A 16,825-nucleotide genomic window follows, 5' to 3' on the forward strand; every position below is an offset into this window, starting at 1 on the left:
ATGGTATTCTTCATTACCCGCAGTGTACAAAGGAACTTAGCTCAGTTTAAGCAGGTACTTCAGGAAATGGGTACAGGCAACTTGAGTATACGTGCGAAGATCACTTCAAAAGATGAGTTCTCGCAGTTATCCCATTATCTCAACCAATTCATTGGGCAAATAAGCGACACCCTGCGGAAAATTCAGGACATGACGCATGAAGCGAATGAGAAGAACATGACTGTCTATGAGGCTATTCAAGCGGTTGTAAACGGAAAAGACAATAAAGCTGGCATTCTGCAGCTGCAAGAGAACTTCCTGTTGATCGAAAACAGCGTCACCAACCAAAGCGCAAATACAGAGGAATCACTAGCGAGCTTGAATGAAATTCTTGCCGCTAACAAAAACTCGGTAAATGAGATCCAACTTACAAAAACGGTTTCGGAGCAATCTCTATCTAGTGTACAAGCCGGCGTAAGCGTCATTGATACTTTGAACGGGAACATTCAAGGCATCTCCGAAAGCGTCAATCGTTCCAGCTCGGAAATTCAAGGACTGATGGAATTCGCAAAGTCGATTCGAGAGGTACTGGTAACGATCGAGGCGTTTGCCAGTCAGACCAATCTACTTTCCCTGAATGCGGCTATTGAAGCAAGCAGAGCTGGCGAGGAAGGCAGAGGTTTTGCTGTCGTAGCTAATGAAGTGAAGAAGCTGGCAGGCGCAATCAGTTCAGAGACAAAGAAAATCGGGGAGATTATCAATAATATCAACAGTAAAGTCGGCCAAGTCAAATATGCCAATGATGAAGTATCCTCCCATGTTCAAAGCACCGAGCAAATTGCAACTCAATTTACGGAAATTATCAATAAAATGAAAGAATCGACCGAGCATAGTACGCTATACGTAAGCAACATGATGAATCAAATTACCGAACAGATGCTCAGCACGGAGGGAATTGTCAAAGCCGTGGATATCATAAGCACAGACTCGCAAGAGATTCAAGATAACATCCTCGTCACCAAAGCAGTCACGGATGAGCTAGCTGATAAATTGGTTACCAACCTGGAGATTGTCGAGGAGCTCGTGAAAAATATGACGAGAATCAAGAAGGATGTCGACGTATTTAAAATTAAATAACTCCCTTTGCAAAGCCCCTTCAGCTAATGATTTAGCGGAAGGGGCTTTTATTATGAGCACTGCACAGTCCCTCACAGCGCTGCAATACTTAGCGCTAATCCACGAGATTTCTTATGCCCAATTGTGCAAAGAAATTGGAGTAACACCACAGCACTTGAACGCTTGGACTTCCCCCCGAATGCGTTCCTTACACGGTCACCTTTAATTTACATGCGGTCGAGTCATTCTTTAGAAATCCAACCCTAACCTCTATCTTTCAGTGGCAAATCTCCGACGAGATGATTCATTATGTGGCCTATTATCCTGAGTCGTTTCAGATGGTCTAGTTCGCTATACAGTCCCTACTCAAGAGCAAGACAAAAAGGCCGTCCCACGGATGGCCTTTTCATTAATTCCGCCTAATCAAAATTCTAATATCTCAGTTACGACAATTGTTCATCCTCACACGCCAATGCTCAGCCTCAACATCGTTATTGATCTTCTTATACAAATTCATAATCAGCTCACACGCACTGTCGTCCTCCGGAATCAAGTCCGCCTTCACGCGATAACAGTTTATAGCCTCCACAAGGTTTCCGCATTCCAGATAGTGCTGAGCCATCACTTCCGCAAGCTCTAACAGCTGACTCTCGAGTGAGACCCGCACGTCCATAATCCAATCCTCCGTATAATTCCAGAACATATTGCGGTTATACGCGGCGAAGATGCCTTTACATAACTCCGCCTTCCTCTCCAATCTATCCTCCAGCATCGCTTGATGAACAAGACTCGTGAAGCGAACGGCATCGCATTCAATTGAGCCGCGAAGATGAATATGCTCTCTATCGTGAAAAATAAACTTATGCTCATCGTCACGCAGCAGCTTACGCAGGTGAGCCAAATATACACGCAGGTTTTGTCTCGATTGTTTAATATCTTCATGTCCCCAAAGGTCGGCGCATAGTTGATCCCGTGTAACGGAAGGATGAAATAACAGATAGATTAACAGCCGCTTCGCATTGCGAGTACTCCAGCCCTCAATAATCTCTGTATTGTTAATAAGGACTTGAAATTGATTCAAAATCGTGACCTTTAGCTGCGCCTGTTCCTTACGTAGATGCCCCTCATGCATAGCACTGTACATTTCAGCATGCAAGTTAGCGAAAAATTCATTCTCAGGAATCGGCTTCGGCTCTGCACTTTGAATAAATTGGTCTAAGTAATTAAAGGTAATCAATGGCTGGTCGTAGAACACCATGTTCGATGAATTCGGGATCGTAAGATATCGCGAATAAGGCAGGAAGGAAGTGGCGAGTCCCGATAGTACTGGCGGGTAGAACAGATCATGGTCCCCCGATAGAATCAATATCGGCTTACGATTTTGCTTATATCGATCGAAGACGGAAGCATGAACCGTAAGGTATGCTTCGAGCATTTCAAAATAGGTTGAGATACTGACCTTGTGATAAGCATCGTACAGCCGCTTAACCTCCGGACTATTCTTATCCAATAACGTAATGTGATTAATAACGTGCTCCGCAATAGGGGCGATGGAATCGTCTGTAATTAATTCTTTTCTGGAATAAACGTACTTTCTAGCCGTATTAACGGAGTAATAAATCGGAATGGACAACAAAATCTCGGTCTTCACCATTTCAGGATATTGGATACCAGCCTCTACGGCAATTAAACTCCCCGCTCCATGCGTAACGGCATGAAATATGTTAATGTCCAGCTCCTTGAGTATGAACGAAAGATCGTCAACAAATAACTCCAGGGAAAGAGCTTCACTTCCTCTGTCGCTGTCTCCATGTCCCCTTAGATCGTACCTCAAATAATTATATTTATCTTGTATGTAAGGAAGAATCAAATCCCAGGAAGTCATATCGAGCCCAATTCCATGAATCAAAACTATCGTTTCAAAGCTTGGATTCGTGACTACATACTCATAATGGATGTTCATATCAGCTTTATGTAAGTAGGGCATAGGATAAATCCTCCAAATAATCGTAGCTGTAACGTAATTGTAGCGTATTTTTTGATATTTTTATATGAAAATACAAGAAATACTCGCAGCATCTGATTATTGAATAAACACAATAAATAACGAAAAAGAGCACTCACCTTGAGTGAGTACTCTTCTCCATAACAACATCAATTCTCGTTTAAATTTTAAAGCGATTGACTAACCCCTTCAACTGCTCAGCCGTGCTCGCTAACGATGCCGCATTTGAATTAACCTCTTCCATCGCTGCTAGCTGCTCCTCCGAAACAGAAGAAATTTCGGTTGCATGATTCGAGCTTGTTTTGGCCAACTGTGTGATTTCTTCAATGGATGCATTAACCTGTTCTATACTTGCCGACATTTCTTCCGATAACCCGGACAACTCTTGTGATTGCGCACTGACATCCTCTATCGATTTTAAGATTTGCTCGAATGATTTCCCTGTCTCTTCTGCTAATTCCAAGCCCTGTTGAACCACAATATTTCCGTTGAGCCAGATAACCCTAAAGTTCCCAACATATACATAATGGTAGGCGGAGCGACTGCAAAAACCATTAAATAAATGTACTTCGATGTGCCGCCCAGCTTATCGGATTTCATTTCAAACCCTTTGCCGAGCACCGTAATGACTGAGAACGCTAGAAATATCATGGTAACAAGATAGCTGTCCGTCAAAAACATAAAACACAAGCCAACAGCTACACTGCTTACTAAAGTACTGTAAAATGCGACAACGTTTGCATACCTTTCTTGCCTTTTCAACACTGATTGATGCATACAGAAGTTCCTTTCTCATTATAATGTGAAATAAAACCAGATGATGCTGTGTGTGCAGAAAGGATATTCCTCTCAAAGCTTAAATATCTGTATCTTCCATATGTTTAAGCTTTCAGAGCTCATTTAATAAATAATATGTAAAAATAATTGAAACCAACATTATTATTTATATTATTTTATAACATTATCAATTGTTTTATAACAAATGTCAATCGTACGTTTATATTACGTCTAACGGATGGCATAGTATTTTAACGCTAACGGATAACACAACAAAAATGGGTCATCAGCGGGAGCAATACCCCCACGCCGTGACCCATTTTCTCGTCCTAATAAATGCGAGCCGACCGTCGCATCGAGCAGCTGTGCATCTAACCTTTAACCCTCTGCTCGATTCCATCGAGTAATAAATCAATCCCGGAATGAAATAACTCATCAGAGCCCATCAGTTTGAATACCCCTTCCTCGTGCATCCGTTGAAGCAATTTAAACCGCGATAGATCTGATGGGGTATTCTCTTCATCCCCCTTCTCTAACGCTATCTGTAACATCCGTTGCTCATACTCTTCAACGACGTAATGAATGACATAATTGAACAGATGGGTCGTATAGGCAAACTTTTGATGACTCGTCAATGAAGTCGGCTCAATCATCTGCAACAGCAATTCCAGCAGCTCCATGAATTCCGCCTCTGGCTTCGACTTCACCATAAGTTGACCGGAACATGGGAATTGCTGCAGCTTCCTTCGAATAACGGCCGCACTGATCTGAAGCCGCTCCCGCCATCCTCCCTGCCTGGGAAGCTCGTCCATGATCTCTCTTGAAACGTGGTTCGCTAACGCTTGATAAAGAACCTGCTTACTCTCGAAGTACCAATAGATCGTCGGAGCTTGAACATTCAATTCCTTACAGAGGCTTCTAATTGTAAAATGCTCGATTCCTTGGTCGGAGAGAAGCCGCCACGAGGCTTCTATTATCTTCTCCTCGCTAATATGTGGCCTGCGCTGAGGCATAAAGGGCAATCCAACTCCATTCTATAAAGCGTATATGACTTATTATACTCTATATAGAATGAACGCTAGTCAAGGACTTCCAATGAGAGAATAAAGAAATCGACCTATTCCTCCAGCTCTACATCTTCGGCAGGCAGCGGCTTCTGGTTGAACATGCTCTCCCCTGCTTTCGAGGAGAGTCGGACATCCCTCATCCCACGCTGAATGGCGGCCACTTCATAATCATGTAATGCAGTCACAAGCTTCTTGTCCCCGTTCTTAACTTGAATCAATTGCTTCGAGAGCTCGCAGGCATCAAAGATGGCCGCATTCCCGCCAATACCCGCCGGTGTCATGGGATGCAGAGCGTCGCCTAGCAGGACGATAGAGGTCGTTTCTTTCCAGGGCTTATACGGCAAGACATTACGCAGATGATAAACCGCCGTTTTCTCAGGCTCCGCTAGCTCCAGCATTCGCTGCACCTGTGGGTGCCAATGCTGCGTCTTTTCTTTCGCATAGGACAGCAATTCAGCACCGTTCATTCGGAAGAGCTGCTCATCGGACATCTCAAACCACTCAGGCGAGCATGCGAATACCGCATACAAGTAGTCCAGCTGAGGAGAGATCTTCACCTCAAGAGACAAGGATTCCGGAATAAGCTCCATATTCGGTTTGAAGGCCATTTCTTCAAGAAGAAGAGAAACCGGTGCATCACCTTCCAGATGAAACAAGCCTCTCATGCTGCCATCCCCTATGAGTGTGCCGAGCTCCTTTCTCCGCCCATCATTCAGAAATACCTTAGTATAAAGTGCCCTGCCCCCAGTATCAAAAATTTTCACTCCTGGCTTGTACTGGCGTCGAACTTTGGACCCGCCCCCATCAGCGCCAACAAGCACGTCTGCATCCACATACTCTCCGTTATCAAACCACGCTCTTATGCGTCCATTCTCTAAACGTTCATAATGGGTAAACCGGTAGCCATAATGAATTTTGTCGTTCAGCTCGCCAAGCAGCACCTCACGAAGTGTAAACCTGTTCACAGCTGGCGTCATCTCCGCTGCGTTGTACAGCGGGTGCTGTTCTTCTGTAGGTTCTAGAGAAACCGGATTTAGAAAGACAGGATGTGCCGGGCCCATAACAGAGGTTGCCATATAGAGCTCGTAGAGCTTTTCAGATAGGCAAAACCGCAGCGCATTAGACCCCTTCTCATTCATTTTGATCCGATAGCCCGTTTGAACGAACTGGTTCTCAGGCTCGCGTTCATAAACTTGAAAATCAATTCCGTTCTTCTTTAAGCTTTGTGCCAAAGCAAGTCCTCCGAGGCCACCACCGATAATAACGACAGATAGCTGGTTCATATAATCCCTCTCTTTAACTTAGTTATATTTATATAACACTGTTATATTACGGCGAGCTTTATCCTTTTGTCAATAATCACCGATTCCCCTTCACAATCATTTTCTTGCCCATTGACCAAAAATACAAAGCTCTCCTGTCATCGCTAAAGATGACAGGAGAGCCTAAGGAGGATCGATCATACACTAGAATAGGGCCAAGTCCCGAATAATCGCCTCCGAGCTTATTCCTTCTACCACCGCGCATTCCAGCATGGGATAGAAGATCGAATGATTCGCGGACGAGCCTGCTTTGCTGTTGATCGTGGGAAGAATCACTTTACCTTTTCAATCGAGAGACTTAGCTTATAATTTCCATACTTCAGCACTTCCTCCAGCAGCCCATTCAGATCCGGTATCGTGCCAATCCTGATGCGCAGCCAGTAGCAGCCTTCCCCGCTTACGCGATGCACCTCCGTTATGCATTCGTTCGAACGAGCGAAATGCTGGAACGGTTTATGCGCTTCATTCGATTTCATAAATACGATTAGGAACGCATGAACGTTCAATCCAACCTTCTCTGGATTCAAGCGAACCGTATAGCCCTCAATGACCCCAAGATCCTGCAGCTTACGCACCCTCGCGCCGACCGCCTGCCCGGTCAGATGAACAATCTCCCCCACTTCCTTGTTGGTGAGGAGCGCATTATTCATCAACGCTTCTATAATCGCTAAATCAATGTCGTCAATCGACTGGGCCACCATCTAACACCGACACCTTTCATCGCGAAAGTCATTCCGTCCCAATACGTTCACCAAGTTATGTATCGTATATATCGGCTGATGCTATCATCATATCAGATGATTAACCAAGGAGGAATTCCCATGAAAATACAACTTATTCGTCATGCGAGCTTATGGTTGGAATATGGAGGGACAACGTTCCTGATTGACCCTATGTTCAGTGACCAGGCAGTCAATCCACCCATTCACAATTCCGCAGACGAACGGCGCAACCCGCTCGTCCCACTTCCCGATCACATAGACAAATGGCTTGTCCCGAACGCCGTGCTGGTTACCCATTTACATCCTGATCATTGGGACGAGGCTGCCGCCATTGCTCTGCCCAAAGAATTGCCCCTATTCTGTCAAGAAGGGGATCGGGATTCGTTCATTTCGTCGGGCTTTACGCAAATTACGGAAGTTCAAGCCTCTGCCGCCTGCTTTCAAGGGATAACCATTCAACGCACGGACGGCCAACACGGAACGGGTGAGATCGGTCGAAAAATGGGGAAGGTGTCCGGCTTTGTACTTCAAGCAGAAGGAGAGCCTACGTTATACATCGCTGGTGATACCATCTGGTGCGATGATGTGAAGAAAGCGCTCGATACCTATAAGCCTGATTGTACAATTGTCAATGCCGGCGGGGCTAGATTTGTCGTTGGCGATGCCATTACGATGGATGAGGAGGATGTGTATCAGCTTGTTACCTACGCGCCATATACACAGGTCGTTGCTGTCCATATGGATGCAATTAACCACTGCCATGTCACTCGCGAAGAATTACGGACAAGTCTCAACGCTAACCAAATACTCGATAGAGTCATTATTCCAGAGGATGGGGATTGGTGTGAGTTCGCAAGAAAATAGGCATTATCATGAGCATGTCCCGTCTGAGCATGCCTCTGATAATGCCCCTATTGACAAATAACTTAGCGGTTCTTTACTGCAGCCACTTCATACGTAATAATTTCGCTTCCGAGGATTGGAGATTCATGGTGAGCTGCCTCCGAGCCTGGCTCAGGACGCTTGTGCGCTGCTTTAAAAGCATCGCTATTCCTCCAAGCTGTAAAAGCATCGAGGCTCTCCCAATACATGTTTACATTCAATTCATCATATTCTTCCAGGTTCTGCGTCAACAGTACTTCTACTTTTACGAAGCCTTCGAAAGTGTCCAGCGGGCCTGGTGCTGTAAAGCCCGGGGCCATTTTCGCGCCCATACCTTTTTTCACTTTAATTCTGTTCGTGACGACGATCATTGTGATCAACTCCCTGATTTATTGGTCATATCTATGTCCTTGCGAGTAGTTTAAGTATGCCTTATATCCGACACCCGTGTCAAATAACCTCTGCCCTAACTTCGCTGAAAGTGGGAAGGCACCCCTTGCAGTTGAAAGTATTGGCAACCTGTGGCATGCTGTAATAACAGGCGTCTGCATAGGTTAACCCTCTGTGCGAAACAGCCTGTTTTTATATGTACCCATTGGCATCTGAAGCTATTCAAACAGAGAGGGAATAGAATGGATAAAGAATCAATTACTACATTCCGGGAAAGTTTAAAGGCTGACTGCTCGCAATGCTTTGGACTTTGCTGTACAGCGCTGAATATTGCCGCATCAAGTGATTTTGCAATCCATAAACCGGCCAATACGCCTTGTCCTAACTTACAAAAGGATTATCGTTGTCAGATTCATAGTCAGTTGCGAGACCGTGGATTTAAGGGATGTACCGTCTACGATTGTTTAGGTGCGGGTCAAAAGGTTTCACAAGGCACATTCGGCGGAAGAAGCTGGCGGGAGCACCCTGAAATCGCTGAGACGATGTATCGTGTATTTCCAATTGTCGAGCAGCTATATGAGATGATTGCATTTACCGCAGAAGCTCTAACCTATAAGATCTCTCCTTCATTAAGGGTTCAGCTAAGCAGCCAACTCGAAAAGCTTCAAGGCTTAATCGATATGGACGCTGAAAGCCTATTAGCATTAGATATTGTAAGCTGTCGGATGCCTGTCAACGAGTTACTTCTTGAAACGAGTCAGTACGTCCGGAGTGAATTAAGCTCTAACGTTTACAAGATTAAGATAGGCAAATCCAACCGGGGCGTTGATTGGGTCGGAAAGAATTTGAAGGGCAAAGATTTAAGAACGACAGATCTAAGAGGAGCCTATCTCATTGCCGCCGATTTGCGAAATGCTGATCTAAGAGGTGTCGACTTCATCGGAGCTGATTTGCGTGATGCCGATTTGAGCGGGGCAAATCTATCTTCCGGCATGTTCCTAACCCAAATGCAAATTAATTCAGCTAAAGGTGACCGTAAGACGATCCTGCCGCCGCATCTTCAACCGCCATCTCATTGGATTCATTGATAACCCTGTTAACGAGAGAACATAAAGGCCAGCAACGCGTCTGTTGGACGCGAGGCTGGCCCGGCAACGGCTCAGAATGAATCCTGCCCTCCGCTTGCACATTCGCGTAAGAATTCACCCTTAACTCGATGGATCATCAAATCATTGAAGCGCTCAGCTTCCTCGAAGCAGGCAAAATGTCCTGAGTTCTCGAACACAATCAGCTCCTTGTGAGGCGCCTTGATCATTTGGGCGTACTGTTTAACCGTCTCATGAGAGATTTTATCATGGAGGCCCATAATAAAATACACCGGTATTTTATACTCCGTGACCAGCTCGAACAGGTTCGTTGCATTAAGCTGGCCCCACAACGTAGTGTACGAGAAAGCAAAGCCCTTCATGAACCGGATACGCTCCAGCCAAGTGAGATGGGAGCTGAATATGTAGCTTAAATTGAACCAAATCGCATTTTTCTTATAAGTAACGCCGCCAAGCTTGGTCAGCCAGGTTCTCTGTGTCACCAAATCATCTGTGGACGTAAAGCTCCCATTATAGGCGGCTTTATTCGCTCTAGCTGCTGCATCGCTTTCGTAATATGACGCTTCTTGCTCTCGGTTAACACATATTGATGTGTCCGCTCTTCCTCTTCGACACGATTTACGGGCTGATTAATGCCTACATAAACGGCAATCCGCTCAGGATGCCGCGCAGCAAATTGGGCACCCAACACCGCTCCCATTGAATGCCCCATTACGACCAGCTTTTCCTTCCCGAATCGTTGAAGCAAGTGCTGCGTTAATTCATATGCATCGGCAAGCAGCTGCTCGATTGTCATGCCGGATGGGTCCATGCCTGGTCGATACGATTTCCCTCCGCCCCGCTGATCCCAGTTCACCACAATATAATGATGCTCTAATTCGCGGTTATACTTATGCTGTGCACCCGTTTGCGGACTCCCCGGTCCTCCGTGCAGAAAAAGCAGCAGCGGCAGCTCGCTGCTCCTTCCCCGGGCAACATACCACTGCTCCTCGCCGCCCAACGTAAGCTTGTGTATGACATCAATCATTGTAGGCCCTCCCCTGCAAAGTCAGTACAACAGTGGATACGAACAACTCATATCTAGTGAACTTGCCTCTCGAACAAAATATGCCGTTGATTGCTCTTCGCCAATCTCCGAAGGAGCAGCAGATTGACCACTAGAAGCACACAGCCGATTGCGAATAGCCACTGGATATTAAGCAATACTACCCCTGTCAATTGTGAAATAGCCAGCGCAACAATAGGCAGTACAATAATTCCTCCGAGCTGCTGCGCCTCCTGGAACCCCTTGGATCTAGCAGAGATCATAATACTGATCAGGATTACTAGTCCGGTAAGCATAGGAGATAGCCACAGTAACAGAACGATCCAGGTCCAGTTCGGAAAGATAAGATCATCGAACATAGAATAGGCCAAACTATTCGTCAGGATACCGCATAATAGGAAGCTGATGAATGTAACGACAAGAGTAGGAATAAGAGTTGCAGCCATTTTGCCTAGAAACAAGCTTTTCAAATCTACTGGAGCAAACAACAGGCTCTCCAGCGTCCGGCGTTCCTTCTCTCCCACCAGACTGTTCAGCGAGATCATCAATGCATTTAATACAGGAATGAGCAGAAAGAACGGACCGAGCATATAGTTGACGAATAAGTAGATCACCTGATGATTCATAGTTGGGAACTCGTTAAGGCGGTGCCGCATCTCCCCGTCGGGAAGCTGTACAATCACCTTCTGCACGAGATCAGCGATATCGTTATCTGCCAAATTCCCTGCCTTCGCAAGCAGAATCAGCACACTCGGCACGACTACCCCGAACAGAAGAGGCAGCAGGATAAGGCCCAGCCACACCTGTACATTGCCGGTAATCCCCTTTATATCTTTAACTGCAATGGCTTGTATATGCCGCCAGTTCATATCCGCTCTCACTCCTCACTTGGAAATATAGGGATTCCAAATCGTTGTTCACGATTTCTACTTCATGCACCCAAGCCTCCTGCAGCATCTGGGATAGCAACCCTGGGATCGCTTCCTTCGATGGAAGCTCCAGCACAATCGTGTGCCGGTCCAGGGCTTGCGCTGGATAGCCTGCATAGCTGTCTCCATTTATCGTAACGCCCGTCTTAACGCGCAGCTTAATTTGACGCAAATACTTGTCTTCAATTTCCTCTTTCGTGCCCTGCTCGATTATGGTACCGTCTTGTAAGAACAAATAGCAGTCGCATATCGTCTCTAATTGGTGCAGCACATGGGAACATAAGATGATCGTTGTGCCCTCTTCCTCATTCATCTTCTTAAGATCGGTCAATACTTGTTGAACCCCTTCCGGGTCCAGACCATTCGTCGGTTCATCCAAAAACAAAATTTGAGGCTTAGGGAGTATCGCTTTCGCCAGTGCCAGTCGTTTCTTCATGCCGGTGCTGTACTTTCCTACAGCTCTCTTCTGTGCTTCCGCAAGCCCGAATTGCTCGAGCAGCTCTTGAATCCGCTTCTCATCATAGCAATCGTACAACTTCGCGAAGAATCTTAAGTTATCGACGCCGCTCATCTCGTGGTATAACCCTGCGCCTTCGGTTACGACGCCGCTTATCCGACGTATTGCATCCCCATCCGTTATCGGACTATAACCGTGAAGCTGCATATCCCCGCTGTCCGGCAGGATGACCCCGTTCAATAATCGGACAATGGTCGTCTTCCCCGATCCATTAGGCCCAAGCAAGCCTGCAATCGTCCCCTTCTCGACCTTAAAGGATACATTCTTTAATACTTGGCTCCCGACGTAGCTTTTACATAATTGATGGACATGAATTGATGTCTGCATGATGTTCATCCTTTAAATTATCATTATTGATAATGATAATAATATCAAATATGAGATTAGTCAATATCCTTTTCAATTACTCTATTTGCTCGCATGGATTCGTAATGGGTAAGAACATTGACTTGAACTCTATTCGATTATATTATCATTATCGACAACAATAATGATATGTGGTGAGCTTGCAGCCTATCGAATGCTTAATCTATTGTTACAGGCTCTAGGAAACGCTGTACTTCTCGACTAATCTCGTTAGATTGGGTCCAATGAAGGTAATGATGACCTGGCAAAATGACAAGCTTTTTCTTAGGGTCGAACAGTCAATATTCGACATAACTATATGCGTTGAAGATGCGTATCTTTAAAATCGGTTGCATACTTCAGACCGTAACCAATCGCCCGGTCCATTGCAATATGAGCGATCCAGATCAAAGCCATGCTGACGGGAAGGCTCTCCGTGAAGAAATATCCCGCAGCCAACAGAACCATCGGCGCCGCGTAATTATGGAACAAATTATAGATTCGGGCGCCGACGCCCTTATTGATTAAATAGCCCACCATTGCCGCATCAGGCAGAAAGAACAATATCCCAAATAAGATCCAGCTGTAACCAAGCTCAGCATAGCTGACTATAGCCCCTGCTAACACAAGAAGGGATTCTAGTCGAAGAATCCGCCTATTCATCCGCTCTCCCCTCCTAGTCGAGGAGTAGATGTTCCTTTGACGAGCCAATCCATGATCGGAAACAAGCGAGCAGAGTACGATAGACTCCCGTCCTCCTCGAACGCCGTTTGCAGCGTTAATCCGTCGAACACCGCCTGGACGGCCGATGCCAACGTCTCACGCTCCTCGCCAGATAGATTCAATCCCAAGCGGTTCACGACCTCAAGCACGCCCAGCTTCATTTCTTTATAAATCTCGTCCAGTTCCCTGGCAAGCTCCTTGTTAAGCAGACTTTCGAGATATAAGCTGACCAATAACGTAAACCATTCCTTATTCTCTTTACGGAACTGAACAACATGGCTTAGCGCTTCATAGAGCAGTCGTTCGGGCGGCTGCTTGAAATCAAGGCGGGAGAACGCATCCTTCATTCCCCGATGAACCATCCACTCCCTTACAACTGCTACGAGCAATGCTTCCTTCGTACCGAAATGATAGCCGATTAACCCTTGGGCTACGCCTGCTTCTGCCGCAATATCCTTCATCGTAGCTTTGACGTATCCCACCTTCCCGAACAAGCGATAGGCAGCCTGCATAATAGCCATGCGCCGTTCATCCTTATTCCCCTGCTTATCGACCTTCAAGTCGGACCATCTCCTTGCAGACTATATTGTGAAACTTACTTTATTGAAAAACATTGTACCAAACGACTTGAAGCATTAGATCTGCACACATATGGGAAATTATGGCGTACTCCAGACCTTTCTTCCAATATAAATAACCGAAGAAGACACCGAGCACCCCATTCAAGACCAAAGCCCGAACAACCATAATAGAAGTCAGCGGTCCAAAAGCTGCTTCCGTGGCAGGGAGATGAGCTAATCCGAACAAAATGGCCGAGCATAGAATGGCCACCCAATATAGCGAAGCAGGAATGCTTGCCCCTCTTCTTCTATAAGCACCGGATATGAGCCATACGATAACCGTCATCAGTCCAAGCCGCAGCCATACTTCTTCGACAATCCCGCCATAGAACATTAACAGCGCCGTCTTCCATATGCTTACCTCGACGACCGTAGTTTCCGGCAGTTGCGGTTGAAATACATAGACCTCTAATATAGCCGTCAGCAAAGTGCCTATTGCACTTCCCGCAATCGCAATGCTAATCCACTTAACAGAAATCGACGGCCTGCTTCGTTCTCGGAGCCATGTATTCAGTAAAGGTGCACCTAGATTAACCTTCTTAGAGAGCGATAATCCAATTATACTAATAACCATTGTAATCAGTGCCGTCTGAACGACGGTCAGAACGACCGCAGCATTCTGAGAGAGACTGCTCCTCTCGGTAATCGTATCCAATAATCCCGCTTCAAGCTGATAGGGAATCATCGCGGCAGCAGCCAGGGCTCCTGCGATTGTAAACAAGGTAACGAGCTGGGTGTGACCTTTATTCGCCTGTTGGGCAGCTTTAGCGGCTTTCATCTTGTACAGCAGATATACAAAGACAATCAAACTAACCGCTGCAATCGCTCCATTAAGCACGACTTCCCAAGATTGTCCGTGCTTGCTCTTAGAGATTGCACCGGTTCCTCCGGCTATTGCTAGAATAAGCCAAATCCATAATTTAAAACGTTGATAGATATACATCATGAACCTGCTCTCTCCCCCGAAAAAGATCAACACAGATGTTAGCGCTCTTTGAGTATAATACTGTTTGTTCGAACAGTCAATAAGTGGATTCCTGAATTATACAGGAAATCAAAAGGTCCCCCCTTTCACCATATCATCTATGAAAGGAAAGAAGGACGTCCTGACGGTCGTCCTTCGCATATCCATATGACTATTCCGTTAAGGCAATGAGCTCACGGTTTAAGGTTTGAAGCTTTCCGGTTGCGTTATCAATTGCCCCCATACTTTGCTTCATATTCGTATTGGAAAGATCGCTCGCTCCGATTTTGAGTCATGCATCGCATTATGCATGATCATAATGGAATCGGCCTCTTTCTGAATTGACTGCGCGATTTGCTCTGTTGAGCTGTAAATCGTTTATGAGGGTAGATGTGGCGGCAAAGAGAACAACCGCTTTGACGCCCATCTATTATCTTCGGATGCATAGGGGCAATAAGTAATAGGAATCCAGCAAGCACTCATCCATCGTTTAAGGTAAATTAACGTTCACATCACCTATCCAGCATCTACGTTTTCCTAATTATTACTCGAGTTTTGCATTGATGTATTCACAGTAATTTATATACCACATAATATAACTAAACCCATTATTATGGATAATGATTTGATTTTAGTTCAGCGCCATAGGGAATATAATACAGACAATTAAGACCTAGATTACACCTCTCATAGATCAAAATAAAGGACGCCCCAATGAGGCGTCCTTCACAGACATCTAGATAAGTGATTCCAACAATGTCTTCAACTGCGGGTTGAGCTTCAGTGCATTCAAGATGATTTGCAGCGCTTCCGCACGTGAAGCATTGCTCTTCGGATCGAAATTTCCATTTCCTTTGCCACTAACGATGCCTGCTTGCGCTTCTGCTTGGATCTCGCTAGCCGCATAAGAATGATCGAGATCATAGAAATTACCCTTGGTCGCATCCTTCTCCAAGCTATCAAGGTTTACAATGCGGGCCAGCATGACGACCATTTCTTCGCGGGTAATCAACTGATTCGGCTTGAATGTACCGTCCGTGTAGCCATTGATTACTCCTGCTGCTACAAGCTTCTCAATATCCTGTTGAGCCCAGAAACCATCAATGTCCTTCAATACCGTACCGGTGCTGCTTCCGCCTTGGAATTGGAACACACGATTAAGAAGGACTGCGAATTCCGCACGAGTGATCGGACGGTTCGGTCTGAATGTACCATCCTCATAGCCATTAATCAGTCCCAATCGGGTGAAGATATCGATGGTCTGCTCAGCCCAATGCCCTTCCGTATCGACTGCGTTAGTCGGCATGCTTTGGCCCTTAGCATCTGCTGCTTGGGAAACCATCCTGTTCATTAAATCAGCTTCGTTCACAATATTCATGTTAAACACCGTAATTGTAGACTCTGGCGCTGGAGTAGACTCAGGCGTTGGCTCTGGTGCAGTTTGTGGCGTAGGCACCGGCGTATATGTCGATGCTGGTCCAGAAAGCGTGACCTGCTGGCTCGCAATCTGTGATAAGCCCACCGCATCAAAAGCAAGCTGTGCATTCGTCACCTGGGATGCATTAGTCGCTCCAAGACCGCTGAAGGTAATGACACCATTAGCTGCAGTTGCCGACGTCGTACCTGTCAATGTCCACATACCAGAATCCTTCTTGGATACCGTTACAACCGTACTGCTGTCACCACTGCTCGTATTCCCAAAAGCATCGACAAGAGTGATAACAGGCTGCTGTGCAAATGCGCCTCCGTTACTAGCCGGGCCAGCTATGTCCGTCGTCAGTACCATCGACGCCGCACTTCCCGCTGCAGGCGTAATTACGAGCGAGTTCGTATGTGGCTCCGCCACTCCTGCTGTGCGGAACGTAATCGTCTGCTCAGCTGCATGATGGAGCTTCAAATTCGCTGTTGCTACACCATTAGTAAACATCACATTAACAATTGTCGAACCGTTCGCAAGGCTCGTGCCGTTAAAGCTGCCATACGAACCATCAGGTGCTGCTGAATAACCAGAGATGGTTACACCGTATGAACCGTTAAACGTAGTATCCGTGTCTCCAAGTCCATTCATTACCGTCAGCGTGACAGCATTGTCTACTCCAACCTCCGGATTAGCCAAGGCAACAACTGCGCGAGCGGTTTGTGCAGATGCCGGTGAAACGGTTATTTCCGCCACATTACTTGCGACACTCGCCGTGTTCGTTCCTGTCTTGCTGTTGTCCGTATTCGTTACCTCGACATAGTAATACGTCGTTCCAACGGTATCCGTTGGCGGCGCATAAGTATCGCTTGTTGCTCCCGCAATCGGCGTACCACCCG

General features: G+C 46.1%; 17 protein-coding genes. 3 read left to right on the plus strand and 14 right to left on the minus strand.

Translation table 11 applies throughout. The features are described 5' to 3' along the window. A partial coding sequence (locus tag PXY01_RS21370; RefSeq protein ID WP_164744539.1) for a methyl-accepting chemotaxis protein occupies nucleotides 1-1,116 on the plus strand: 1,116 nt, incomplete at its 5' end. A 418-nt stretch (nucleotides 1,117-1,534) separates the two neighbouring features. On the opposite strand, the gene PXY01_RS21375 is transcribed toward PXY01_RS21370, so the two are convergent. The 5 genes from PXY01_RS21375 to PXY01_RS21395 form a co-directional block, all read right to left on the minus strand. Beyond that, nucleotides 1,535-3,082 carry an alpha/beta hydrolase gene (locus PXY01_RS21375; RefSeq protein WP_127573081.1) on the minus strand — a complete coding sequence of 516 codons (1,548 nt, stop codon included), beginning with the start codon at nucleotides 3,080-3,082 and terminating at the stop codon, nucleotides 1,535-1,537. Between the two features lie 178 nt (nucleotides 3,083-3,260). After that, the gene (locus PXY01_RS21380) at nucleotides 3,261-3,563 is read right to left on the minus strand and encodes a hypothetical protein (protein ID WP_164744540.1); all 303 of its coding nucleotides are present in this window, start codon (nucleotides 3,561-3,563) and stop codon (nucleotides 3,261-3,263) included. Between the two features lie 685 nt (nucleotides 3,564-4,248). Beyond that, nucleotides 4,249-4,890 carry a TetR/AcrR family transcriptional regulator gene (locus PXY01_RS21385; RefSeq protein ID WP_127573085.1) on the minus strand — a complete coding sequence of 214 codons (642 nt, stop codon included), beginning with the start codon at nucleotides 4,888-4,890 and terminating at the stop codon, nucleotides 4,249-4,251. A gap of 104 nt (nucleotides 4,891-4,994) precedes the next feature. Further along, nucleotides 4,995-6,227 (minus strand): FAD-dependent oxidoreductase, encoded by a 1,233-nt coding sequence (locus tag PXY01_RS21390; RefSeq protein WP_127573087.1) that lies wholly within the window; start codon nucleotides 6,225-6,227, stop codon nucleotides 4,995-4,997. Between the two features lie 311 nt (nucleotides 6,228-6,538). Next, nucleotides 6,539-6,967: an Lrp/AsnC family transcriptional regulator gene (locus PXY01_RS21395; RefSeq protein ID WP_127573089.1), complete on the minus strand. Its 429-nt coding sequence runs from the start codon at nucleotides 6,965-6,967 to the stop codon at nucleotides 6,539-6,541. 120 nt (nucleotides 6,968-7,087) lie between these two features. Between PXY01_RS21395 and PXY01_RS21400 the strand changes: the two genes are divergently transcribed. Beyond that, entirely contained in the window at nucleotides 7,088-7,852 is a 765-nt protein-coding gene (locus tag PXY01_RS21400) for an MBL fold metallo-hydrolase (protein WP_127573091.1), read from the plus strand. A gap of 62 nt (nucleotides 7,853-7,914) precedes the next feature. On the opposite strand, the gene PXY01_RS21405 is transcribed toward PXY01_RS21400, so the two are convergent. Then, nucleotides 7,915-8,241 carry a heme oxygenase gene (locus tag PXY01_RS21405; protein ID WP_127573093.1) on the minus strand — a complete coding sequence of 109 codons (327 nt, stop codon included), beginning with the start codon at nucleotides 8,239-8,241 and terminating at the stop codon, nucleotides 7,915-7,917. A gap of 261 nt (nucleotides 8,242-8,502) precedes the next feature. Here PXY01_RS21405 and PXY01_RS21410 point away from each other — a divergent pair, with 261 nt between their 5' ends. After that, entirely contained in the window at nucleotides 8,503-9,348 is an 846-nt protein-coding gene (locus PXY01_RS21410; RefSeq protein ID WP_127573095.1) for a pentapeptide repeat-containing protein, read from the plus strand. 71 nt (nucleotides 9,349-9,419) lie between these two features. On the opposite strand, the gene PXY01_RS21415 is transcribed toward PXY01_RS21410, so the two are convergent. From PXY01_RS21415 to PXY01_RS21450, 8 genes are all read right to left on the minus strand, one after another. Next, complete coding sequence (locus PXY01_RS21415) at nucleotides 9,420-9,953, minus strand: alpha/beta fold hydrolase (protein ID WP_373864315.1); 534 nt, start codon at nucleotides 9,951-9,953, stop codon at nucleotides 9,420-9,422. Then, nucleotides 9,845-10,393, minus strand: a complete 549-nt coding sequence (locus PXY01_RS21420) for an alpha/beta fold hydrolase (RefSeq protein ID WP_127573099.1) — start codon at nucleotides 10,391-10,393, stop codon at nucleotides 9,845-9,847. Before PXY01_RS21420 ends, PXY01_RS21415 begins: the two co-directional genes overlap by 109 nt. Before the next feature lie 53 nt (nucleotides 10,394-10,446). Further along, nucleotides 10,447-11,280 carry an ABC transporter permease subunit gene (locus PXY01_RS21425; RefSeq protein ID WP_127573101.1) on the minus strand — a complete coding sequence of 278 codons (834 nt, stop codon included), beginning with the start codon at nucleotides 11,278-11,280 and terminating at the stop codon, nucleotides 10,447-10,449. Next, nucleotides 11,246-12,184: an ABC transporter ATP-binding protein gene (locus PXY01_RS21430; RefSeq protein WP_127573103.1), complete on the minus strand. Its 939-nt coding sequence runs from the start codon at nucleotides 12,182-12,184 to the stop codon at nucleotides 11,246-11,248. Before PXY01_RS21430 ends, PXY01_RS21425 begins: the two co-directional genes overlap by 35 nt. A 333-nt stretch (nucleotides 12,185-12,517) precedes the next feature. Continuing rightward, nucleotides 12,518-12,865, minus strand: coding sequence for a DUF4260 domain-containing protein (locus tag PXY01_RS21435; RefSeq protein ID WP_127573105.1), 348 nt, complete (start codon nucleotides 12,863-12,865; stop codon nucleotides 12,518-12,520). After that, complete coding sequence (locus PXY01_RS21440; RefSeq protein WP_246028051.1) at nucleotides 12,862-13,485, minus strand: TetR/AcrR family transcriptional regulator; 624 nt, start codon at nucleotides 13,483-13,485, stop codon at nucleotides 12,862-12,864. Before PXY01_RS21440 ends, PXY01_RS21435 begins: the two co-directional genes overlap by 4 nt. A 40-nt stretch (nucleotides 13,486-13,525) precedes the next feature. Next, entirely contained in the window at nucleotides 13,526-14,491 is a 966-nt protein-coding gene (locus PXY01_RS21445; RefSeq protein ID WP_127573107.1) for a CPBP family intramembrane glutamic endopeptidase, read from the minus strand. A gap of 754 nt (nucleotides 14,492-15,245) precedes the next feature. After that, the coding region (locus PXY01_RS21450) for an S-layer homology domain-containing protein (protein ID WP_174721860.1) at nucleotides 15,246-16,825 on the minus strand (1,580 nt) is incomplete at its 5' end.

The organism is Paenibacillus xylaniclasticus (assembly GCF_004001065.1).
GTDB classification, from domain to species: domain Bacteria; phylum Bacillota; class Bacilli; order Paenibacillales; family Paenibacillaceae; genus Paenibacillus_T; species Paenibacillus_T xylaniclasticus.